This is a genomic window from Pantoea sp. YU22, from assembly GCF_003970755.1.
GTDB lineage: Bacteria > Pseudomonadota > Gammaproteobacteria > Enterobacterales > Enterobacteriaceae > Pantoea > Pantoea piersonii.
This window is the reverse complement of the sequence record NZ_RYDU01000004.1, coordinates 190,279-211,245: the sequence shown is the minus strand read 5'-3', so window position 1 is coordinate 211,245 and position 20,967 is coordinate 190,279. Positions and strand designations below refer to the sequence as shown.

General features: G+C 57.9%; 18 protein-coding genes. 9 read left to right on the top strand and 9 right to left on the bottom strand.

The annotated features are described in order from the left end of the window. Window positions 1-24 precede the first annotated feature (24 nt). The 6 genes from EKL29_RS09060 to EKL29_RS09035 form a co-directional block, all read right to left on the bottom strand. Window positions 25-903 carry a dihydrodipicolinate synthase family protein gene (locus tag EKL29_RS09060; protein ID WP_120456807.1) on the bottom strand — a complete coding sequence of 293 codons (879 nt, stop codon included), beginning with the start codon at window positions 901-903 and terminating at the stop codon, window positions 25-27. A gap of 25 nt (window positions 904-928) precedes the next feature. Then, window positions 929-1,594 carry an amino acid ABC transporter permease gene (locus EKL29_RS09055; protein ID WP_120456808.1) on the bottom strand — a complete coding sequence of 222 codons (666 nt, stop codon included), beginning with the start codon at window positions 1,592-1,594 and terminating at the stop codon, window positions 929-931. A gap of 10 nt (window positions 1,595-1,604) precedes the next feature. Then, the gene (locus EKL29_RS09050; protein WP_120456810.1) at window positions 1,605-2,276 is read right to left on the bottom strand and encodes an amino acid ABC transporter permease; all 672 of its coding nucleotides are present in this window, start codon (window positions 2,274-2,276) and stop codon (window positions 1,605-1,607) included. A 9-nt stretch (window positions 2,277-2,285) separates the two neighbouring features. Further along, on the bottom strand, window positions 2,286-2,987 hold the full coding sequence (locus tag EKL29_RS09045) for an amino acid ABC transporter ATP-binding protein (RefSeq protein WP_240629495.1): 702 nt from the start codon (window positions 2,985-2,987) through the stop codon (window positions 2,286-2,288). A 191-nt stretch (window positions 2,988-3,178) separates the two neighbouring features. Continuing rightward, window positions 3,179-4,012 (bottom strand): transporter substrate-binding domain-containing protein, encoded by an 834-nt coding sequence (locus EKL29_RS09040; protein WP_126689428.1) that lies wholly within the window; start codon window positions 4,010-4,012, stop codon window positions 3,179-3,181. Between the two features lie 210 nt (window positions 4,013-4,222). Next, a complete protein-coding gene (locus tag EKL29_RS09035; RefSeq protein WP_126689427.1) occupies window positions 4,223-5,125 on the bottom strand; it encodes a LysR family transcriptional regulator in 903 nt (300 codons plus the stop codon). Between the two features lie 98 nt (window positions 5,126-5,223). Here EKL29_RS09035 and EKL29_RS09030 point away from each other — a divergent pair, with 98 nt between their 5' ends. From EKL29_RS09030 to EKL29_RS09010, 5 genes are read left to right on the top strand one after another with little or no spacing between them, the layout of a single operon-like run. Beyond that, window positions 5,224-6,555: an aspartate aminotransferase family protein gene (locus EKL29_RS09030; protein ID WP_120456817.1), complete on the top strand. Its 1,332-nt coding sequence runs from the start codon at window positions 5,224-5,226 to the stop codon at window positions 6,553-6,555. A 14-nt stretch (window positions 6,556-6,569) separates the two neighbouring features. Continuing rightward, window positions 6,570-8,066 carry a CoA-acylating methylmalonate-semialdehyde dehydrogenase gene (locus EKL29_RS09025; RefSeq protein ID WP_126689426.1) on the top strand — a complete coding sequence of 499 codons (1,497 nt, stop codon included), beginning with the start codon at window positions 6,570-6,572 and terminating at the stop codon, window positions 8,064-8,066. Window positions 8,067-8,077: 11 nt separating this feature from the next. Beyond that, entirely contained in the window at window positions 8,078-9,409 is a 1,332-nt protein-coding gene (locus EKL29_RS09020) for a D-amino acid dehydrogenase (protein ID WP_311778998.1), read from the top strand. Between the two features lie 21 nt (window positions 9,410-9,430). Next, window positions 9,431-10,501, top strand: coding sequence for a catabolic alanine racemase DadX (dadX, locus tag EKL29_RS09015; protein ID WP_126689424.1), 1,071 nt, complete (start codon window positions 9,431-9,433; stop codon window positions 10,499-10,501). A 12-nt stretch (window positions 10,502-10,513) separates the two neighbouring features. Continuing rightward, a complete protein-coding gene (locus EKL29_RS09010) occupies window positions 10,514-10,792 on the top strand; it encodes a hypothetical protein (RefSeq protein ID WP_126689423.1) in 279 nt (92 codons plus the stop codon). Between the two features lie 21 nt (window positions 10,793-10,813). On the opposite strand, the gene EKL29_RS09005 is transcribed toward EKL29_RS09010, so the two are convergent. Beyond that, window positions 10,814-11,410: a short chain dehydrogenase gene (locus EKL29_RS09005; protein ID WP_120456825.1), complete on the bottom strand. Its 597-nt coding sequence runs from the start codon at window positions 11,408-11,410 to the stop codon at window positions 10,814-10,816. 101 nt (window positions 11,411-11,511) lie between these two features. Here EKL29_RS09005 and EKL29_RS09000 point away from each other — a divergent pair, with 101 nt between their 5' ends. The 4 genes from EKL29_RS09000 (at window position 11,512) to EKL29_RS08985 (ending at window position 14,949) form a co-directional block, all read left to right on the top strand. Beyond that, a complete protein-coding gene (locus tag EKL29_RS09000) occupies window positions 11,512-12,414 on the top strand; it encodes a LysR substrate-binding domain-containing protein (protein WP_311778995.1) in 903 nt (300 codons plus the stop codon). Window positions 12,415-12,435: 21 nt separating this feature from the next. Next, window positions 12,436-12,996, top strand: coding sequence for a DUF2243 domain-containing protein (locus EKL29_RS08995; RefSeq protein WP_311778994.1), 561 nt, complete (start codon window positions 12,436-12,438; stop codon window positions 12,994-12,996). Next, window positions 12,996-13,805 (top strand): cytochrome c oxidase assembly protein, encoded by an 810-nt coding sequence (locus EKL29_RS08990; protein ID WP_126689422.1) that lies wholly within the window; start codon window positions 12,996-12,998, stop codon window positions 13,803-13,805. Before EKL29_RS08995 ends, EKL29_RS08990 begins: the two co-directional genes overlap by 1 nt. Before the next feature lie 529 nt (window positions 13,806-14,334). Further along, a complete protein-coding gene (locus EKL29_RS08985; RefSeq protein ID WP_120456832.1) occupies window positions 14,335-14,949 on the top strand; it encodes a response regulator transcription factor in 615 nt (204 codons plus the stop codon). Window positions 14,950-14,981: 32 nt separating this feature from the next. On the opposite strand, the gene EKL29_RS08980 is transcribed toward EKL29_RS08985, so the two are convergent. Continuing rightward, window positions 14,982-20,549 carry an ATP-binding protein gene (locus tag EKL29_RS08980; RefSeq protein ID WP_126689421.1) on the bottom strand — a complete coding sequence of 1,856 codons (5,568 nt, stop codon included), beginning with the start codon at window positions 20,547-20,549 and terminating at the stop codon, window positions 14,982-14,984. Then, the gene (locus EKL29_RS08975) at window positions 20,546-20,935 is read right to left on the bottom strand and encodes a response regulator transcription factor (protein ID WP_120456835.1); all 390 of its coding nucleotides are present in this window, start codon (window positions 20,933-20,935) and stop codon (window positions 20,546-20,548) included. Before EKL29_RS08975 ends, EKL29_RS08980 begins: the two co-directional genes overlap by 4 nt. Window positions 20,936-20,967: the final 32 nt, after the last annotated feature.

The window sequence follows — 20,967 nt, the reverse complement described above, 5'->3', positions numbered from 1 at the left end:
TCGCCAGCCTGCGCGCCAGTCGGTTTAGCCCTGCGACGCTTCAAAAATTTTGCGGAAATCGGCCTTCTCTTCGGCGGTCAGCGGCAGCAGCGGCATACGCGCATTGCCCGGCCTGAAGCCCGCCAGCTCGCAGCCATATTTTACCTTCTGAATAAATTTGCCCTCTTCCATGCTCGCCATCACCGGGAACAGCGCGCGCATCACGTTCTGCGCGCCAGCCAGATCGCCGCTGCTGAACTTACGGTAGAAGTCGCAGATCTGATCCGGGAAGCAGTTGGCCGGTCCGCAGATCCAGCTGCTGGCGCCCCACATAAAGAAGTCAAAGGCGACGTCGTCGGAGCCGCAGGAGAGCTGATAATGCGCTTTATAAGCGTTGCCAATCTCAACGGCGCGCAGCACGCTGCCGCTGCTCTCCTTAATGCCGACGACCCGAGGATGATCTTTAAACGCGTCCAGCACGCCAAAGCCTACCTCTACATTGGTGCGCACGGGATAGTTATAGAGAACCAGGTTAATGTCACTAAATTCATTTAAAATCGCCTGGTAATGCGCTATCAGCTCCTCTTGTGACGGCAGCGCGTAATAGGGCGGCGCGATCAGCAGATTGTGGTAGCCCGCCTCAACCGTCTGTCTGACCTGTTCCAGCACCTCGCGGGTACAGGAGCCGTTGGCACCTGCGATCAGCGTGCCGCGATCCCCCACCACGGTTTTCACCGTTTTCAGTACCTGACGGCGCTCTTCGTTGGTGAGCGCATAGTATTCGCCGGTCGAGCCGAGCGGTACAAAACCACTTACGCCCGCCTTAAGCTGATACTCCAGAATCGCGGCCAGTTGATCGTGATCAACGTCGCCCGCATCGTTAAACGGGGTGACCAGCGCAGGTAAAATGCCTTTCATCTTCATGGTTACAGCTCCTGTGGATCGGTTATCAAAGGGCGTAGCGACGCAGCAAACGCGACTCGACGACGCCCACCAGACGCGTTAAGGGGAATGCCACGACGAAATAGATCACAGCGACGGCGGTGAGAAACTCAACCGGACGCGCCGTACTGTTGGATATGTTCTGGCCGACGAACATCAGGTCGGCGACGCCGACGGACGAGATCAGCGCGCTCTCTTTAAACAGGCTGACCACGTTCGACAGCAACGTTGGCACGGCGCGCAGCAGCGCCTGCGGGAAAATAACGTAAAGCACCCTGGCGGCCGGCGTCAGGCTGAGCGCCACGCAGGCGTCATGCTGCTCGCCAGCGATCGACTTCAGCGAGCCGCGAAAGGTTTCGCTGGTGATCGCCGCCATATACATCACCAGTGAAAGCGTGACGCAGACCCAGGGCGAAATATCGAGCCGGAAGACCACCGGAAAGCAAAAGAACACCCAGAACAGCTGGATCAGCAGCGGCGTTCCGCGAAAGAACTCCACGTAGAGCGTGAGCAGCCAGCGCAGCGGCGCAAAAGAGGAGAGGCGCAGCAGGCTGATAACAAAGCCCGCCAGGCTTCCCAGCACGGCGCAGCTCAGCGTAAAAATCAGCGTGATACCCAGCCCCTGCAGCAGCACGTGCCAGTAGGAAAAAACCTGCGTGAAATCAAGCGTCATAATCCGCTCCTTAGCGCGCCGTCGCCGCGTCCTGACGACGCTCGATCCAGGAAACCAGCTGGGAAATCGGCAGCGATAGCGCGAAGTAGATCAGCGCGATCAGCGAGTAGGTTTCCAGCGGACGATAGCTCTCGGTGGCAATGTTCTTCCCCACGTACATCAGGTCGGAGATGGCGACAATCGCGACCAGCGCCGTCTGCTGCAGGATGGAAATGCCGTTGGTCATCAGCACCGGCAGCGCGCTGCGAAACGCCTGCGGCAGCACCACATAAAGCGTCTGCTGCAGGCCGTTCAGCCCCAGCGCCACGCCAGCGTCGTGATGTTCTCGCGGTACGGCCTGCACGCCCGCGCGGTAGGCCTCGGCGTTAAACGCGGCCAGGTTCAGCCCTAGCGCCAGAAAACCCATATATATCGGGTCGATAAACAGGTTGAACATCATTGGAACGCAGTAGTAAAACCAGACGATTTGCAGCAATACCGGCGTACAGCGAAAAAACTCAATAAATAATTTCGTTGGCCAGCGAATAACAGAAAAGCGGCTCATCGCCATCAGGCATAAAATAAATCCCAGCGTCAGGCCAAGCACGTTCGCCATCAGTGAAAGCTCAAGGGTTATTTTTAAGCCATCCCACAGCGCGTCGAAATGTCCGCTGAGAAAGTGGAAGTTAAATTGATAATCCATCGCGCCCCCTTAATTAAGGTGTAAGACTTTTTCCAGAAACTCACGGGTGCGGGTCTCTTTCGGGCAGGTAAATAACATTTCAGGATGACCCTGCTCGACGATCCTACCGTTAGCGCAGAAAATAACGCGCGAGGCGATATTGCGCGCAAAGTGCATATCGTGGGTCACGATAATCATCGCCATTTTTTGCTCGGCAAGCTGCATCATCACGTTCTGCACTTCGGTGACCATTTCCGGGTCGAGCGCGGAGGTGACTTCGTCAAACAGCATCAGCTCCGGCTCCAGCATCAGCGCGCGCGCAATCGCCACACGCTGCTTCTGTCCGCCCGACAGCTGGCTCGGATAGGCGTTAAGCTTGCTTTCCAGCCCGAAGCGCGCCAGCAAAGCGCGCGCCTTATCGGTGGCGGTTTTTTTCGCCACCTTGTGCACCTTAACCGGCGCCAGGATCAGGTTCTGTAAAACAGAGAGATGCGGGAAGAGCGTGTAGTGCTGAAATACCATTCCTATTTTTTTCTGAATATTATTATCGACGATTTTTGCCTGCTTCTCTTTGTCGCCGACAATATAGTGTTGCTTCTGAAAATTAATGGTTCCGCGCTGAATCCCTTCCAGCCCCATTAATACGCGCAGCAAAGAACTTTTACCGCTGCCGCTAGGCCCAATAATCACCAGCCGGTCGTCGTTTTTCATGCTGAGCTGGAAGTTATCCATAACGACCAAATCACCATATGCCTTGCTGACGTTTTCCAGCTGAATAAATTCGCCTTTATTAAATTCATTGATAAATAACGGGCGTACGTCCTGCGGGCGAGCGGGAGCCGCCGCCAGATTGGTTGAGCCATTCATAGTTATTTCTCCGCTGCGTGCGGAATGCACGCGACTCTGTGAAATTCAATCAGCTGTTATTTGGCGGCGTTTGCCTGAAGGGACGCCTGGTTAACCAGCCTGTCGATATCGCCCGTGGCGCGACGCTGGCTCAGGTAAATGTTAAGTACATCCAGATCGGCCGCGGAGACAGCGCGCGGCAGGCCGAAGGAGACGCCCTGCTTCGCCAGTGCCGGGGTGGGCAGGATCTCTTTCGCCCAGTCCGGGTTCGCCACGGCGAACAGGTGGTTGGTGTCGCTGGCGTCAACCAGTACGTCCGCGCGCCGCGCCATCAGGGCCATGCGGCTCTCGTCGTTACCCGGCAGGCGCATAATTTTGGCTTTTTTGATCGCGGCGCTGATCGCTTTGTCCTGCGCCGTGCCCGACATTACCGCGAAGGTCACCTCTTCCTTATCGTAATCCGCCAGTTTATTGCCCAGGCCGTTTACCTTCGGGTTCTGCTTATTGACCAGGAAAGAGATTTGATAATCCTGCGCCGGTACTGAGAAGCCCACCGCCAGCGCGCGCTCCGGCGTCTGATTCAGCGCCATCGCCAAATCCCATTTGTCGCTCTGCAGGCCCGCGACCAGCGTGTCCCAGCTGGCGTCAACGAACTGTACCTTCACCTTCAGCACGTTCTGCGCAAAGTCGCGGCACAGTTCGGCAAAGTAGCCGCTGTACTGCTGCGTTTTTGGATCGCGCATGACGTAAGGCGCCGCTGGTGCCGCGCCGCAGCGCAGCACGCCTTTTTGCTGAATTGTCTGCCAGAAGTTGTCGGCAGCCAGGGCGGAATATGCCGGGGCGCACAGCGCGCTGCCCAGAGCCAGACAGCAGGCGAGCTTTTTAAAAGCGGATAAACGAACACTGACCATAACGACCTCGTCCAAACGTTAGATGTTGCGAACAGGAACAGTTGGGTGTGTTACTTCCTTAATTTGTGTGCATCCTTGTATGCATTACCACTCGGAGAATAGAAGCACAAAATTAACAAAGTCAACCAATATGGTTTACTTATGGTCAAACTTTGACGCCGATCGCCAGATGGGTGTGACCGGCGTCATAAAGCAGAAGAGAGGCGGGTTTTAGAGATCGAGTGACTGGATGAATTTTTCCAGAATGGCATTTGCACGGCGGCCGGTGCGGGTGGCGATACCGATTTTACTGCTGAAGTGCAGGCGCGCTGGCGCAACGGCGCGCATCTGCGCTTTTTCCACCCACTGCGCGGCATAGTGATCGGGCAGGAAGCCGATAAAGCGTCCGGTCAGGATCAGAAACGCGATGCCTTCACGATCAGAGGCGGTCGCCGTGCAGTGCAGCTTCTGATGCATGCCAATCGCCTCGGCCGTCATGCGAAAGCCCGGCGCAACGGCGTCAAACTGCATCAGCTGTGCATCGTCAGGCGGCGTTTCCTGAGAGAAAAGCGGGTGCTTGCTGCTACAGTAAAGGTTTGATTTCTCATCATAAAGCTGCATGTAGTCCAGTCCCGAAATCGGCGACGTCAGCGGCAGCGCGCCGACATGCAGCCGGCCGTCCATCAGCCCGCGTTCGATATCAGAAGCGGTCATCATGCTGATATTCAGCCGAATATCCGGGCCGCTGGCGCGCAGCGAATCCAGCGCATGGGTGATTTTCATACGCGGCTGCGTCACCAGATTATTAATAATCCCGATATTGAACTCGCCGCGCAGCTGCTTGTGCATCTGGTTAACCTGCTGCCGGAAGTTCTCAATCGCCGCCATCATGCTGTCGCTGTGCCTGAGAATCTCGCGCCCCTCATCCGTCAGCGCAAAGCCCGATCGTCCGCGCTGGCACAGACGCATACCCAGCCGCTTTTCCAGGTCGCTCATGTTAAGGCTGATGGCGGAGCGCGTAATGCCCAGCAGGCTTTCGGCGACTGAGAAACTTCCGCACTCGCTCACCGTTTTAAATATGCGCAGCAGCTTCAGGTCAAAATCGGTGACCTGGGCCAGAGACTTGCTTTTCATAAGGTGAGAATTTCCATAAGTGAAGGTGAGTTTATATGCATTTAACTTACCTGAGACTTGATTGCAAACTCTCCTGACACCCGTCTGGAGGAAAAATCATGTCCGAATCCGTTAATACCGCCTCGCTCAATTTACAGGCGCACTGGATGCCATTCAGCGCCAACCGTAATTTCCAGCGCGATCCGCGCTTTATCGTTGCCGCTGAGGGACGCTGGCTAACGGATGATAAGGGGCGGCAGATATTCGACAGCCTCTCCGGGCTCTGGACCTGCGGCGCTGGCCATACCCGCAGCGCGATCCAGCAGGCCGTGGCGAAGCAGCTCAGCACGCTCGATTACTCGCCCGGCTTCCAGTACGGTCATCCGCTCTCGTTTCAGCTGGCCGACAAGATCGCGCGCCGCATGCCAGGCGAATTAAATCACGTCTTTTTTACCGGTTCGGGCTCCGAGTCAGCCGATACGGCAGTGAAGATGGCGCGTGCCTACTGGCGCGCCAAAGGCCAGCCGGCGAAAACCAAACTGATTGGCCGGGCGCGCGGCTACCACGGCGTGAATATCGCCGGGACCAGCCTGGGCGGCATCGGCGGCAACCGCAAGATGTTCGGCCAGTTTATGGATGTCGATCATCTCCCGCACACGCTACAGGCCGATCTCCCCTTTACCCGAGGACAGGCCGAAACCGGCGGCGAAGCGCTGGCGAATGAGATGCTCAGGCTGATTGAGCTGCATGACGCCTCAAACATTGCCGCGCTGATCGTCGAGCCGCTCTCGGGATCCGCCGGTGCCATTATCCCGCCGCGCGGCTATCTGCAGCGCCTGCGCGAAATCTGTACCCAGCACAATATCTTGCTGATATTCGATGAGGTCATTACCGGCTTCGGCCGCATGGGGCGCTGGAGCGGCGCGGAGTATTTTGGCGTCACGCCAGATATGCTCAATTTCGCCAAACAGGTCACTAACGGCGCTATTCCGCTCGGCGGCGTGGTCGCCAGCAGCGAAATTTATAACACCTTTATGTCGCAGTCGCTGCCCGAGCACGCCGTTGAGTTTGCCCACGGCTACACCTACTCAGCGCACCCGGTCGCCTGCGCGGCGGGGCTTGCGACCCTCGACCTGCTGGAGAGCGAGTCGCTGATTGCCCAGTCTGCCGAACTGGCGCCCTGCTTTGAGCGTACCCTTCACGCCCTTGCCCGCTGTCCAAACGTCGTCGATATCCGTAACTGCGGTCTGGTGGGCGCTATTCAGCTGGCGCCGCGGGACGGCGATGCCACCGTTCGGCCTTTCGATGCCGGGATGGCGCTATGGAAAGCGGGTTTTTACGTGCGTTTTGGCGGCGACACGCTGCAGTTCGGCCCGATGTTCAACACGCAGCCCGCGGAACTGGATCGCCTGTTCGACGCGGTGGGCGAAGCCCTGCATCACATCAGTTAAGCGAGGCAAGCAACATGACCATTATTACCCATCTGATAAACGGCGAAATGCGCAAGCCCGACGGCCGTACAGCCAGCGTGTTCAACCCCGCTACCGGCGAAGCGATTCGTCAGGTTGAGCTGGCGAGCGCCACCACGGTACAGGAGGCGATTGCTGCCGCCAGCGCCGCGCTGCCCGCCTGGCGCAGCATGCCCCCGGCGAAGCGGGCGCAGGTGCTGTTTCGCTTTAAACAGCTGCTGGAGGCCAATGAAAAAGCGATCGTTCAGCTTATCAGCGAAGAGCATGGCAAGACTCTGGAGGACGCGGCGGGCGAACTGAAACGCGGAATAGAGAACGTGGAATACGCCAGCGCGGCGCCTGAATTGCTTAAAGGCGAATACAGCCGCAATGCGGGACCGGATATCGACTCATGGAGTGACTTTCATGCGGTAGGCGTGGTGGCTGGCATTACGCCCTTTAACTTTCCAGCCATGGTGCCGCTGTGGATGTATCCGCTGGCGATCGCCTGCGGCAACACCTTTGTGCTCAAGCCGTCTGAGCGCGATCCCAGCTCCACGCTGCTTATCGCCTCGCTGTTCCAGCAGGCTGGCTTACCCGCAGGCGTGCTGAACGTGGTGAACGGCGATAAAGAGGCGGTCGATGCGCTGATCGAAAGCGACGAGGTGAAGGCGATCAGCTTTGTCGGCTCTACGCCGGTTGCCGAGTATATCTACCGCGAAGGCACCCGGCGCGGCAAACGCGTGCAGGCGCTGGGCGGAGCGAAAAATCATGCGGTCGTCATGCCGGACGCCGATCTTGATAACGCGGTCAGCGCGCTGATGGGGGCTGCCTACGGCTCCTGCGGCGAGCGCTGCATGGCGATCTCTGTCGCGGTATGTGTCGGCGATGCGGTGGCTGATGCGCTCATCGCCCGGCTCTCGCCCAAAATCACTGCGCTGAAGGTCGGGGCGGGCACCGCCTGCGGTCTGGATATGGGCCCGCTGGTGACCGCCGCGCACAAGGAAAAGGTAACCGGCTACATCGATGACGGGGTCGCCGCAGGCGCTGAGCTGGTCATTGACGGCCGCACGCTGCGCGTAGCAGGTCACGAGAACGGCTACTTCCTCGGGGGATGCCTGTTCGATCGCGTCACGCCGGAGATGCGTATCTATAAAGAGGAGATATTCGGACCCGTGCTCTGCGTGGTGCGCGTCAGCTCGCTTGGCGAAGCCATCGCGCTGATCAACCGTCATGAATATGGCAACGGCACCTGTATTTTTACGCGTGACGGCGAAGCGGCGCGCACCTTCGGCAACGAAATCGAAGCGGGCATGGTCGGAGTTAACGTGCCGCTGCCGGTGCCGGTCGCCTTTCACAGCTTTGGCGGCTGGAAACGCTCACTGTTCGGCGATCTGCATGCTTACGGTCCTGACGGCGTGCGCTTCTATACGCGTCGTAAAACCATCACTCAGCGCTGGCCCCGGCAGAAATCGCAGGAAGCGGCGCAGTTTGCCTTCCCCAGCAACAGCTAACCCTGAAACGGCTGCCTGGCAGCCGCTACGCTCAAGGAGTTCGCCAGATGAAAGTATTAATTTTGGGTAGCGGCGTGGTCGGCGTGACCAGCGCGTGGTATCTCGCCAAAGCCGGACACGAAGTGACTGTGGTGGATCGTCAGCCAGCCGCCGCGGAGGAGACCAGCGCGGGCAACGCGGGACAGATCTCGCCCGGCTACGCGACGCCCTGGGCTGCGCCGGGCATCCCGTTAAAAGCCATCAAATGGATGTTCCAGAAGCACGCCCCGCTGGCGCTTCGCCCGGATGGCTCGCTGTTTCAGCTGCAGTGGATGTGGCAGATGCTGAAAAACTGCAACGCGGAGCAGTATGCCGTTAACAAAGCGCGTATGGTGCGCATCGCCGAGTACAGCCGCGACTGTCTGCGTGAACTGCGCCGCGACACCGGGATGCATTACCACGAGCGTCAGGGCGGCACCTTACAGCTGTTTCGCACCGACGCGCAGTTCGCTCATGCGGCACAGGATATTGCCGTATTAGAGGAGGCTGGCGTGCCCTATGAGCTGCTGGAGCCGCATCAGCTGCGGCTCTCGGAGCCAGCGCTTGCCGCCTCGGCGCACAAGCTGACGGGAGGATTGCGCCTGCCTAACGATGAAACGGGCGACTGCCAGATGTTTACTAAAAAGCTGGCGCAGCGGGCCGCGGCGGCTGGCGTGACCTTTGTCTATGACCTTGATGTCGAGCGTTTGATCGCAGAGGGCGACCGTATTATCGGCGTGAAGTGCGGAGAGCGTCTGATGACCGCCGATCGCTATATCGTGGCGCTTGGCTCCTTTTCGACCCGGCTGTTAAAGGGGCTGGTCTCCCTTCCTGTGTACCCGCTGAAAGGCTACTCGCTGACGATTCCCATTGCCGACGCCGCTAAGGCACCCGCCTCCACCATCCTTGATGAAACCTATAAGGTCGCGGTGACGCGCTTTGACGATCGCATTCGCGTCGGCGGCATGGCGGAAATCGTCGGCTTTAATACCCGCCTGAAAAATGCGCGGCGAGAAACGCTGAAAATGGTAGTAGAGGATCTTTATCCCGGCGGCGGCGATCTCGCCAGCGCGACGTTCTGGACCGGGCTGCGGCCCATGACCCCGGATGGCACCCCGATCGTTGGCGCTACCCGCTTTAAAAACCTCTATCTCAATACCGGTCACGGCACGCTGGGATGGACAATGGCCTGCGGTTCGGGGCAGCTGATAGCCGACCTGATTTCTGGCACCACGCCCGCTATCCCTTTCAGCGATCTGTCCGTTGCGCGCTATCACGGCCTGACCGGAGAACGTTTCAACGATACGGCTGTAGAAGCCCATTAACCGATAGCTGGAGGAGCGCCTGTGCCACGTCCTGTTCGGGCTGAAATCTCGCCTGCCGCCCTGCGGCATAATCTTGCTCTTATTCGTCAGAAAGCGGGCCAGGCAAAAATCTGGTCCGTGGTAAAAGCGAACGCGTACGGACACGGTATCGATCATGTCTGGCGGGCTTTGCAAAGCAGCGATGGTTTTGCCCTGCTCGATCTTAATGAAGCGATCCGGCTGCGGGAGCTGGGCTGGACGGGTCCGATCCTGCTGCTGGAGGGGTTTTTCGAGCCTGACGATCTGCTGCTTATCGACCGCTATCAGCTGACAACCGCCGTGCACAGCTTCTGGCAGCTGGCCGCTATAGCCGCCGCTCGCGTACAGCGCCCCATTCCTGTTTACCTGAAGATGAATTCCGGTATGAACCGTCTCGGCTTTGCGCCGGAGCGCCTCCATGCCGCCTGGCGTGAGGCCAGCGCCACGCCTCAGATCGGGGAAATCACCCTTATGTCCCACTTCGCCAGCGCCGACGACGAAGCGGGCGTCGCGGAGCCGATGGCGCTGATCGGGTCGCTGACGGCAGCGTTGCGGCTGCCGCATTGCCTGGCTAACTCTGCGGCAACCTTATGGCATCCGCAAACCCATGCGGACTGGGTGCGTCCCGGGATCGTGCTTTATGGCGCATCGCCCAGCGGTCGCTGGCAGGATATTGCCGATACCGGCCTTATGCCGGTGATGCGCTTAACCAGCCAGATTATCGCCGTGCAGCATTTGCAGACAGGCGCCCGCGTTGGCTACGGTGGCAGGTTTAGCGCAGCGGGGCCGCAGCGTATCGGGATTGTGGCCTGCGGCTATGCGGACGGCTATCCCAGGCAGGCTCCCAGCGGGACGCCGGTGCTGGTGAATGGCGTGAAAACAGGCATCGTCGGCACCGTCTCTATGGACATGATCGCCGTTGACCTGACCCCCTGCCCTGATGCGCAGGTGGGCAGCCCGGTGGAGCTGTGGGGCCCCGCACTGCCGGTGGATGACGTTGCGCACGCGGCCGGCACCCTGGGTTATGAGTTACTCAGCGCGCTGGCCCCCAGAGTGCCCGTCGTTACAGGTTAAGGAGGCTTAAAGATGAACCGGCTCGACGTGGAAGATAAAGCGCACTTTTATTATTGCGCGCTGGTCGCCCTTAAGTTCGCCGCTAAATATCAGGCCGCGCGATCCCCCACGGCACACATTATTTTCCTGAGCCGCTGGCTCAGACGCGCCAGCGACAGGCGTCTGTTCTGCCGAGGCGTGGAGCCTGAGATTGTCTGGCTGCGCCAGACAATCAGCGCCGGAGGCCCGTTTATGAATATTGAACAGCTCCTGCTGACTGTTTATAAACAGGCGCACGCGCTGGCGAAGTGATTTCGCCAGCGCGTATCACTCTTACCAGACGCGGTAAACTTTGCCGTTATCAATGCCCTCCAGGCTCCGGCGATAGGCCAGCGCGACGCGGCTGGCTGCGGCGCTTTCGAAACCGGGGAAAAAGGGGCCATATTTCTCCAGCGCTTCAGTAAGAACCGTTGGGCTGACCGCATTAATACGCTGCCCCTGCAGCTCATTGGCTGCGGCAAGCACGAACCCTTCCAGCGCGCCGTTGACCGCCGTCGCGTTAACGCCGGTGCGGATAGGGTGCTGGGTCAGAATTCCGGTGGTGAGCGTAAAGACGCCGCCGGGCTTCAGATAGTGCTGTCCGATCAGCACAAGCCTGACCTGCCCCATCAGCTTATCCTGCAGCCCTTTATTGAACTGCTCGCTGCTCATCTCATTTAGGGGGCCGAAGTGAACGCTGCCGGTCGCCGCGATAATAGCGTCCAGCTCGCCGCTTTGCTCAAACAGCCGCTTAACGCTGGACTCATCCGTCAGGTCAACCTGCAGATCGCCCTGGGTTTTACCCACCCGAATAATGTCGTGATCCGGGGCAAGATTATCCACTACCGCCCGGCCAATGGTGCCGCTGGCGCCAATTACCATGACTTTCATTGTAATTCCTCATTAATAAAACCTGATTCCATATTGATAGATTGCAATCAGCAGAAAAACAGGCCAAAAATTAAAACATCCCAAACTAAAAGTTAGTAATTATGAATAAACTACGCGGCATGGAGGTTTTCGTTGCGGTGGTCGAGAGCGGCAGCTTTAGCGAAGCGGCAAAGCGGCTCGATATCTCTTCAGTGATGGTGGGAAAAACCGTCGCGCAGATGGAGACGCAGCTACAGGCGAGGCTGCTGCAGCGTAATACCCGTCGCCAGACCCTGACGGAAGCGGGTAAGGCCTGGTATGAAGAGTGCCTTCACGTGCTTGATGCGCTCCACTCAGCCGAGAACCGTATAGAAAGCCTGCGTCGTTTTCCTGCCGGCAGCCTTCGCATCAGCGCCGCGACAACGCTGGGCAGCACGCTTGTTGCGCCCTTATGCAGTGAATTTCAGCAGCAGTTTCCCGACGTGCATATTGAGCTTGATCTCAGCGATCGTTTTGTCGACGTCGTTGCCGAAGGGTTTGATTTTGTTTTCCGCATCGGCGAGCTGCCCGCAGATACGCCGCTGGTCGCTCAGCGTCTGGGCGACTACCGTATGGTCATCGCGGGTGCCCCTGCCTATCTGGCCCGCTATGGCGCGCCGCAGAGTACGGACGCGCTGAAAACGCACCGCTGTCTGCGCTACAGCAACTGGAACAGCCTTAACGGCTGGCGTAGCGGCGACAGCCTGCTGTGGCCGGAAAACGCAACCTTTAGCTGTAACGACGGACAGGCTTTACGCCGCGCCGCGCTGGCAGGCGCGGGGCTGATTTTACAGCCGCGGTTTTTGTTAGCTGATGATATCGCGGCCGGGCGGCTGGTTCCGCTGCTGGAGGATGCACTGCCTGCGCCGCGCCCCATTCATCTGCTCTGGCGGCAGGATGTGCATTACGTGGCCAAACATCGCAGCTTTGTCGAATGGATAAGTTTACGTGCGCCGCACGAGATTGCGCGCTATGAGAAAAAATAACGGCGCGCGCCTGGCTGCTAGTTGAAAAGCGAAACGGTCATGGTGAAGAACCTTCAGTTAAAAACTGGACTTCTCGCATTTTTTTACCAGGATTTTACGGCAAAGAAAACCAGACAACCTCAGGAGAGGACAATGAGCTTACCGGAGCGGAAAGATCCCCGGCGGTCACTGATGGCAACGATCCCGCTTGGGGTGGGGATGATGGCTGCGCTGGATGAAGTTGTGTTTCACCAGCTCCTTGCCTGGCACCATTTTTTTGACTGGGGCACGCCAGCGTTCAGCCTGCTGTCCGACGGGATACTGCACTCCGGCGAGCTGATCTTTTTTGTCGCGGGATTCTATTTATTCGCCGATTTACGCCGTCGTCAGGCGATAGATCGCCTGCCCGCCTGGGCGGGGTTCTTTTTTGGCCTCGGTGGATTCCAGCTGTTTGATGGCATCGTCGATCATAAACTTCTCCGTCTGCATCAGGTCCGATACGTAGATAACCTGCTGCTGTACGATCTGACCTGGAATGCAGCAGGGTTGCTACTGCTGCTTATCGGCTGGATGTTGCTGCGCCGGTCGGCAGGGAAACGCTGATGGATCACGCCATGCATCATGGCTCGTCGAGCGCCACGGCGCTGCTGCTTTTGCTGCTGGTTGTGCTGCCCGCGCTGATACTCTGCGTTTATCTCTTTTACGCTTATCGACTGCGGCGCTCGCCCCGCTCGCGCTGGAGCGGCTGGCGAACGGCGAGCTTTTCCGCCGGGATCCTGATGATTATGGCGGCGATGCTGCCGCCGATAGCAGACTGGGCCCACCGGGATATGCGCGGTCATATGGTTCAGCATCTGCTGCTGGGCATGTTTGGCCCGCTCGGCCTGGTATTTGGCGCGCCGGGGATACTTTTGCTGCGTAACGCATCGCGCGAAATGTCACGCAGGCTGATGGCGTTCCTTAACGCTCGACCTGTTCGTGTGCTTATTCATCCTGTCACTGCGGCGGTGCTCGACATCGGCGGCATGTACCTGCTCTACCTGACGCCGTTTTATCTGTTTAGCATGACCCATCCCGCGGCGTTTGTTTTCCTGCACCTCCATTTTGTCCTCTCCGGCTATCTGTTCACCTGGTCGATTGCGGGCCCCGATCCTGCGCCGCGTCGTCCCGGCAGGGCGATGCGCCTCGCCGTTCTGTTTCTGGCGACGGCGGCCCATGGCATTCTTGCGAAGATCATGTATGGCTACGGTTATCCACGCGCGACCATGAGCCCGTTAAGTGAAATACAGGCGGCGGCGGAGTGGATGTATTACGGCGGGGATGCCGCAGAACTGGTGCTGATTTTTGCCTTCTTCTCCTTGTGCTATAAACACCGCAGCGCCCTTCCCGACTCCTGTCTGCCTTTGCGTTAGGGCTGCTGGATAACAGCAGAAGCGGGGGCCGGGCGACTATCCGCTAATTACTCAACCGCACGCGGCGATTTTAAAAGCCGTCTGCGCCCTCTGCCTGCGGGATCTCTTATAAATAAAACGCCAGCGTCAGCGACATTTTTTAAACCAGTATTAACGGTGAAAAAAGACTCTTAAAAAAGCTGCGGCTATAAATAACCAACCAGAAACGCGAAATAAACCCTGCAAGCGGAATAGTCTGTAAGTTCTGCGACAGAATTATTACAGACGCTGGATTAACTGCCTTAATATATAGACTAACATGCTAAAACTTGCCTGGTGATAAGGACGAGGCATAAACAGAAAATGATGTGTTGCCTGATAAAATATCAATATGATTTTCCTCTGTGCTGTTAAAACCTGCACAATATCAGCCGGGTAAGCGACGCATGACGCTGTTAGCCATAACAATGGATGATTCCATTCATACTGCGTTCAGGATATATTGACTCGCCTGCAAACACAGAAAGAATAAAAGCCAGAATGCATCCTTATGGATAAAACAATTTATATCGTTGATGATGAAGAATCGGTCATCGCCTCGCTGCAGAACCTTCTCAGTTCCGAAGGTTACCAGGTTTCGACTTTTCTCTCTCCGTCTGCCTTTCTTGACCAGGCCGATTACAGTACGCCCTGCTGCCTGATAGTGGATCTGAACATGCCGGGGCTTGATGGTTTTGATGTCTCGCTTCATCTGACGGAGCGGGGCTATTCGATTCCGACCATCTTTCTGACCGGGTATGGCACCATCCCGCTTACCGTCAGGGCGATGAAGGCGGGTGCATTTGAGTTCCTCACCAAGCCCGTTATGCCGGACGCATTGCTGAGGGTGGTTTCAGAAGCACTGGCGCTGTCGGAAAAATGCGCGCTGGCGTCGCAGGAGAAGCGAGCAATGACCGCGCGCTTTAGTTCGCTGACGCCGCGCGAGAAAGAGCTTATGCAGTATGTTATTCGCGGCCTGCTGAACAAGCAGGTTGCGGCTGAAATGGGGATCAGCGAAATAACGGCTAAGGTGCATAAGCGCAGGGTAATGGAAAAAATGGCGGTCCGGTCAGTCTCGGACCTCGTCAGGGCGGCGGAAAAGCTGGGTCTGCCTGAGCAAAGCTAACCGCGCCCCGTTGCTGCCTGGATCGCCCTGCTTCAGACTTGAGAAGCGGGTGCCAAAGGCAGCGTAAACCAGAAAACGCACCCGCCTTCCGGGCGGTTTTCCGCCCGTAATTCTCCACCATGACGTTTGATGATTTCATTGCTGATCGTCAGCCCCATGCCCATTCCCTCCGCTTTGGTGGTGTAGAACGAATCGAACACTTTTCCGATCATCTCATCGGAAAGGCCCGTACCGTTATCAGCGACCTCCATACGGATAAGGTTGTCGGCCGGCTGGGAGGAGGAAATGCGCAGGATGCTCATACCCGCGTTGTCGGTCATGGCTTCGATGGCGTTGATAACAAGGTTAAGCAGCACCTGCTGAATCTGTACGCTCTCACAAAAAATTTCATCACTCTCAGCGGCCAGGTTCAGCTCAAGGGAGACGAACCGGCGCTCCAGCTCAAGCCGCGACAGGTTTAATATATCCCGCGCGATAGGGTGCAGCCTTGCCGGAGCGAACTCCGCCGCCTGGTTACGGGTCAGCGCCTGAAGCCCGCGAATAATATCGCCCGCGCGGCGACCTTCCCGGATAATCTCCTCCATGCTCTGGCTGACATTTTCCAGCTGCGGCGGTTCGCGCTTCAGCCATCTCAGACCCGCGCCAGCGTTCGCTACAATCGACATCAGCGGCTGGTTGATCTCATGAGCGATGGAAGAGGTAAGCTGGCCCACCGTGGTCGCGCGGGCGACGCGAGCCAGATCCGCCTGCGCGATCCTGACCGCATCCTCAGACTGGCGTTGCGCGGTGATATCCGTCAGGGTGCCGAAATACTCCGCCACTTCAGGCCAGTTATCGTTTGGTTCGCCAATGCCTTTAATGTACCGACACTCGCCGTCATCGCGGATAATGCGAAACTCCGCCTGCATAACGACGCCTTTCTCAACGCTGGTCTCAATCAGCTCCCGCAGAGAGAGGATATCGTCCGGGTGAACGCGACGCTGAAACTCCGCCATTGAGGTGGTGATCTGCGTGTCCGGCAGCCCCATGATGCGTTTATATTCGTCGGAGATGTACTGGATGTCGGGCTCAACGTGCCAGTGCCAGGTGCCGGTATGGCTTATTTTCTCCCCCAGCATCAGCGACGTCTGACTGGCGCGCAGCTGCTTTTCGATTTTGCGGCGCTGGTTGTTCTCATCGACCAGTTCGGCATAGAGGCGAGCGGTCTCAAGAGAGACGGCGGCCTGCGCCCCGAGCATGGATACGATCCTGGAATGATCGGCGGTGAAGACGTCAGGCATCAGCCGGTTTTCCAGATAGAGCACGCCGACCATCTGCGCCTGCCGGAACATCGGCACGCACATGACCGCCGCGCCAGACGCCACCAGATAATTATCCTGGCTGAAGGGGCTGAACACCTCCGGCTTACCGGTGCGAATCTCCTGCCCGGTGCGGATCACCGCAGATAAAACCGAAAGCGGGAGATCGGTCGCGGTGGGGAGTTCACGCACAATTTTGACCTTCACCCCTTCGACGGTAGTGGACGCCCTCGCCTGAATTTCCGGTATATTGCCCTCGGTCAGCCGTATCAGCATGCAGTGCTGCGCCCCTGCCCGCTCGACCAGCATCATCATCAGAATATGAATAAGGCGATCCAGATTGATCTCCTCAGTGAGCGCGCGCATCACCGTCACCATGCTCTGCAGATCGCTGCTCACCGCGCTTTGCTCAAAGGAGACGGTGCTCAGCGCGGTCTGCGTGTGATGTCCGGTAACAGAGGGATACTGCATCTCCAGCTGGCGCACCTTCGCGCCCGCGCCCCAGCGATCCCAGGCGGATATCGCCCCTTTGATATAGGCATCGCCCGAGAACGCCATATTTCTCGCATACGCCATACGCGCTGCCAGCTCGCACGCCAGCCCGTTGATATGATGGAACTGCCCTTCGCGCGACAAGGCAATGGCTTTTTCAAACTGTTCGGACGCCAGCGCAGCCTCTCCGTCAAGGCGCAGCAGCTCAGCGCGCAGCAGCGCCTCTTTGTCTGAAAAGGTTTTTGCGTTTTCGTTCGCCCAGGTGACGAGTTTGTCGAGATGCAGCTGCAGCTGCTGGCGTAACGGGCCGCTGAGGGGTCCAGGCTTCAGCGGTATCGTCAGTGCCAGCGCGCTGTAGAGATGGAAATCCAGCATGTGCACATGGCCGGGAATATGGTCGGTAAAGGGCGCTGCATCGGCGAAGTACTGCGCGGCGCAGGCATATTCAGCGGCGAAAAAGTGCGCCATGCCTTTATAGAGCCGCGTCCAGAACTGGATCAGATACATAGGCTCAACGGCATTTTCAACTTTCACCGCCTCCAGCGTCGGAGGCAGGAAATCGCGGCCTGAAAATTCGCTTCCGCGCGGCTTACGCAGGAACTGAATATAATCCAGCTGCATGCTCAGAACGACCTCTACGTCCCGATACTGCGCCTTACGGACAAACAGCATGCCGCGCGTGACAGAGGTATGGACAGCCTCCAGATGGTCGCCGCGGGCAAGATAGTTCATCACCATATGGCGCAGCGCCAGGCAGGCTGACGTCCTGTCGCCGGTCTCAACCCCGACGTCAAAGGCGGCTTTTGCGCGTTCAATGGCATAGGTCAGCGGCATCGTCCAGACGCTGACCTGATCAAGCGGAAGAAGCGTACGCGCTTTAAAACTCACGAAATCATGTTTATACACCAGCTCGCGCGCCAGAAGCGTACTGGCGAATCCCCGGCTGTATTCAGCATATTGATCGCCGCACACCACGCCATACCAGGATAAGGCGAGAGTCGATGCGCCGCTCAGGCCGCGCGCCATCGTCAGATGCAGGAGCTGGCACAGGATCATAAAGTGCAGCCGCGGATTGCTGAAGGCGGCAAAGGTGCTGGCGCTGGCCATCAGGTTCATGACCGCTTCTGTTTTTTTACAGTTGAGGAGCGGCAGCGCGCGGAACCGGGAATAGGGGTTTTTACCGACCGCCTCTTTGAGGAGGATCCGCGCCGCATCGCACTCTTTGCTGTCCGGGTAGCGATTGAGCTGAATGCCGAACACCGCCAGCCAGGCAAGCGCAGTCTCCAGCGCGAGTTTGCTGTCTGACTGGCGCATATGAATTTCGGCGATCAGACAGGCCGCTTCAGCTTTCTCCGTTATCTCGCCGGGCGAGGCCGCGATTTCCGAGCACAACGCCAGCGCGACAGCGAGGTTGCCGTTAAGGAATTCGCACTCGGCCTCCTCAAGTAAAAACTCCCCCTGATCGGCGCTGCCCGTGCTGTCATGAAGCAAGCGCGCGGTTCGCAGGTATCGCAGCGCCGAGAAATAATCGCCGCTATCTTTTGCTCGCCTGCTCGCTTTCAGCAGCAGCTGACCGAAGGTATGCGCATCATGCGCCAGCAGCCCGCTATTTTTAATCGTCAGCAGGTGGTGCGCGGCCCTGAAAAGAACGGCACTGGTAATGTCGACGTTCGACTTATGCATATAGTGCAGCGCGGCCAGATAATGGAAGGCATCCTGTTCGGCGGGTTCCAGCAGATTAAGCGCCGCCTCATGCATGCTGTCATGCATAAAAGCGTACTCCCTGCCGTTCAGCGAAATCAGCTTTGCCACTACCGCTGGCAGAAGCGTCCGTTCAATCTCCGCCACGGCGAGATCGAGGATGCTGCTCATGGTATCCAGCTCACCTGCGCTGCCCAGAGAGGCAAACTTCCCCAGCAGATGGCGGGTCGGCAGCGGCAGCGTGGTCAGATGCTGCAACACGCTGGCCGCGACGTTTGCCGCATAGTGGCAATTTTTGATCGCCTGCGCGTCGTAGGCCCAGCGAAATGGCGCGTTATGGGATATAAAGCCGTCGCGCAGCGCCTGGCGAAAAAAATCATGCGTTGCAAGCGGGTTGCCTGCGGTTTTTTCGTGAATAAGCTGCGCCAGCTCTGCCGTCTCGCCGCTGCGGGTATGAAAAAGCCCGGCCAGCCAGTTTGTTATCTTTTTTACTGAAAAGGGCTCGGGCGTGATATCCGTAATGCGGGCCGCGCAGGCCCGGACAGCTTTCAGATTCTCGGCTATCGCGGCGCAGGGTAACGAAACGCTGTCACGATGTGCAATCGCCAGCAGCAGAGGGATCTCCTCGCTCTGGGTCAGCAGGTTTTGCAGCAGCAGCAGCGTGGCGCGGTCGGCCCAGTGAACATCGTCGATAAGAATAACCAGCGGACGGCCCGGCGCCGTAAAGGCTTTAACCAGGCTGCATGCCACCAGGTTAAAGCGATTTCTGGCGTCAAGAGAGTGCGTATGCGTATGAACAGCCGCTTTCTGATTGAGCAATACGCCCAGCTCAGGCACCAGGTTAACCGCCAGCCCGGCATAGTCGCCCAGCAGGCAGGCGATGTGCGCCTTCCAGCGCGTCATCTCTTCGGTGGGAAGACCCAGCACATGCAGCGTCAGCGTTCTGAAGGCGGCGGTAAAAACAGCGTAGGGTAAAACGGGAGAGTGGCGGTCCGCCTTAACGACGGTCATCAGGGCGTTCTTGTTCCGCAGCAGCTTAAACGACGAGGCGATCAGCGAAGATTTGCCCGCGCCCGGCGCGCCGCTTATCACCACCAGACTGTGTTTGCCGCTTCTGCTGACCTCGTCGAAAGCTGCCAGAATTTCGGTCGCCTGAGGATGATCCGAACAGAGCGCGTCGGATGATAAATTCGCAGCCTGAGAATCCTGCATGCCGAGAGCAAAAGTCTCTATCTTTCCATCCGTCCTCAGCGTCGATGCGCAACGCCGCAGATCGGCCAGTACCCCTTCCGCCGTCTGGTAACGGTACTCCGGCGATTTCGCCAGCAGCCGTAAGATGATGGCGGAGAGAACAGCCGGGATCTCCTGTCGTATCAGATGAGGCGGCAGCGCTTCTGACGCAATATGGTGGTGTACCCACTCTGCATGGCCGCCATCGGCATTGCCATAAGGGAGCCTGCCGGTCAGTAACTCATACAGCACAATACCCAGACTGTACAAATCGCTCACGCGGCTCACAGGGTGCGCTGAGCGGGAAGTATGCTCAGGCGACATATAGGCGAGCGTGCCGCCCGCGACCGGCAGGCGCGGCTGCTGAAGCAGGTCGCTGTCTACCGATGCCAGTCCGAAGCCGCCAAGGTGAACGGTGCCTTCATCGCTGTAAAAAAAGTTCGCCGGTTTGATATCGCCGTGCACCAGACCCTGCTGATGCATCAGGCTCAGCGTATTGCAGAGCAGCGTTGCGCTGGCAAGAAATTCAGCGATGCCGCCAGGGGGCATACTGAGGATATCCGCCAGCGTACGGTAGTTAAAGGCGCTGTAAATCAGGGCGTAACGGCCCTGAAAGAGCGTGTGGCTCAGGGGTTTTAACGCCCAGCGCTCAGAGAGTCTGGCACGCAGCGCATACTCATTTTTCAGCAGTTGCGTAACCTGAAAAACCGACTCTTCATTGCCTGCGGTAGCCAGCACAAAGGTTTCGCCGGTAACCGCGTGTCGACACAGAAACCACTCAACATTGCCCTCCTGCGCCAGCGGGCTAAAGGAGATATCGTCTGACAGCGCGATTGCATCGTTTTCTGCTAAATCTGACGTTTGCGGATTGATGCTCATTGGCGAGCGGCCCTCGAGGAGAACGCCTGACGGATATGTTCAAACAACGTATCAATCTCGATAGGTTTTGGCAAAAAAGCGACTGCGCCAAGATCGATGGCGTACCGCAGCATGCTGTCATCTCCGTTGCCGGAAACGAGAATACCCGGCGGACTGGAGAGCCGCCGGGTAAGATTGATGAAAAGCTCGAAACCATTCATGCCTTTCAGTTGCACATCAATGATAAACAGCGCGGCATTCGCCATCGCGCCTTCATCACAGAGAAGCGATTCTGCCGATTCAAAAGCCTGGGTGAGATAACCTTCAGACTGAAGCAAGTTGGTAAGCCCATTGCGGACAGAACGTTCATCATCGACGACGACGACGATGCGCTGCGACAGCTGCATGCTGTTTTCCTTACGTGAAACTCAGGCCTGCG

Coding starts and splice junctions, on each gene's coding strand:
- EKL29_RS08980 (WP_126689421.1), bottom strand. CDS start 20,549: ATGAGCATCAATCCGCAAACGTCAGATTTAGCAGAAAACGATGCAATC.
- EKL29_RS09050 (WP_120456810.1), bottom strand. CDS start 2,276: ATGGATTATCAATTTAACTTCCACTTTCTCAGCGGACATTTCGACGCG.
- EKL29_RS09005 (WP_120456825.1), bottom strand. CDS start 11,410: ATGAAAGTCATGGTAATTGGCGCCAGCGGCACCATTGGCCGGGCGGTA.
- EKL29_RS09045 (WP_240629495.1), bottom strand. CDS start 2,987: ATGGATAACTTCCAGCTCAGCATGAAAAACGACGACCGGCTGGTGATT.
- EKL29_RS09035 (WP_126689427.1), bottom strand. CDS start 5,125: ATGAAAAGCAAGTCTCTGGCCCAGGTCACCGATTTTGACCTGAAGCTG.
- EKL29_RS08985 (WP_120456832.1), top strand. CDS start 14,335: ATGGATAAAACAATTTATATCGTTGATGATGAAGAATCGGTCATCGCC.
- EKL29_RS09060 (WP_120456807.1), bottom strand. CDS start 903: ATGAAGATGAAAGGCATTTTACCTGCGCTGGTCACCCCGTTTAACGAT.
- EKL29_RS09030 (WP_120456817.1), top strand. CDS start 5,224: ATGTCCGAATCCGTTAATACCGCCTCGCTCAATTTACAGGCGCACTGG.
- EKL29_RS09000 (WP_311778995.1), top strand. CDS start 11,512: ATGAATAAACTACGCGGCATGGAGGTTTTCGTTGCGGTGGTCGAGAGC.
- EKL29_RS09010 (WP_126689423.1), top strand. CDS start 10,514: ATGAACCGGCTCGACGTGGAAGATAAAGCGCACTTTTATTATTGCGCG.
- EKL29_RS09040 (WP_126689428.1), bottom strand. CDS start 4,012: ATGGTCAGTGTTCGTTTATCCGCTTTTAAAAAGCTCGCCTGCTGTCTG.
- EKL29_RS09025 (WP_126689426.1), top strand. CDS start 6,570: ATGACCATTATTACCCATCTGATAAACGGCGAAATGCGCAAGCCCGAC.
- EKL29_RS08990 (WP_126689422.1), top strand. CDS start 12,996: ATGGATCACGCCATGCATCATGGCTCGTCGAGCGCCACGGCGCTGCTG.
- EKL29_RS09055 (WP_120456808.1), bottom strand. CDS start 1,594: ATGACGCTTGATTTCACGCAGGTTTTTTCCTACTGGCACGTGCTGCTG.
- EKL29_RS08975 (WP_120456835.1), bottom strand. CDS start 20,935: ATGCAGCTGTCGCAGCGCATCGTCGTCGTCGTCGATGATGAACGTTCT.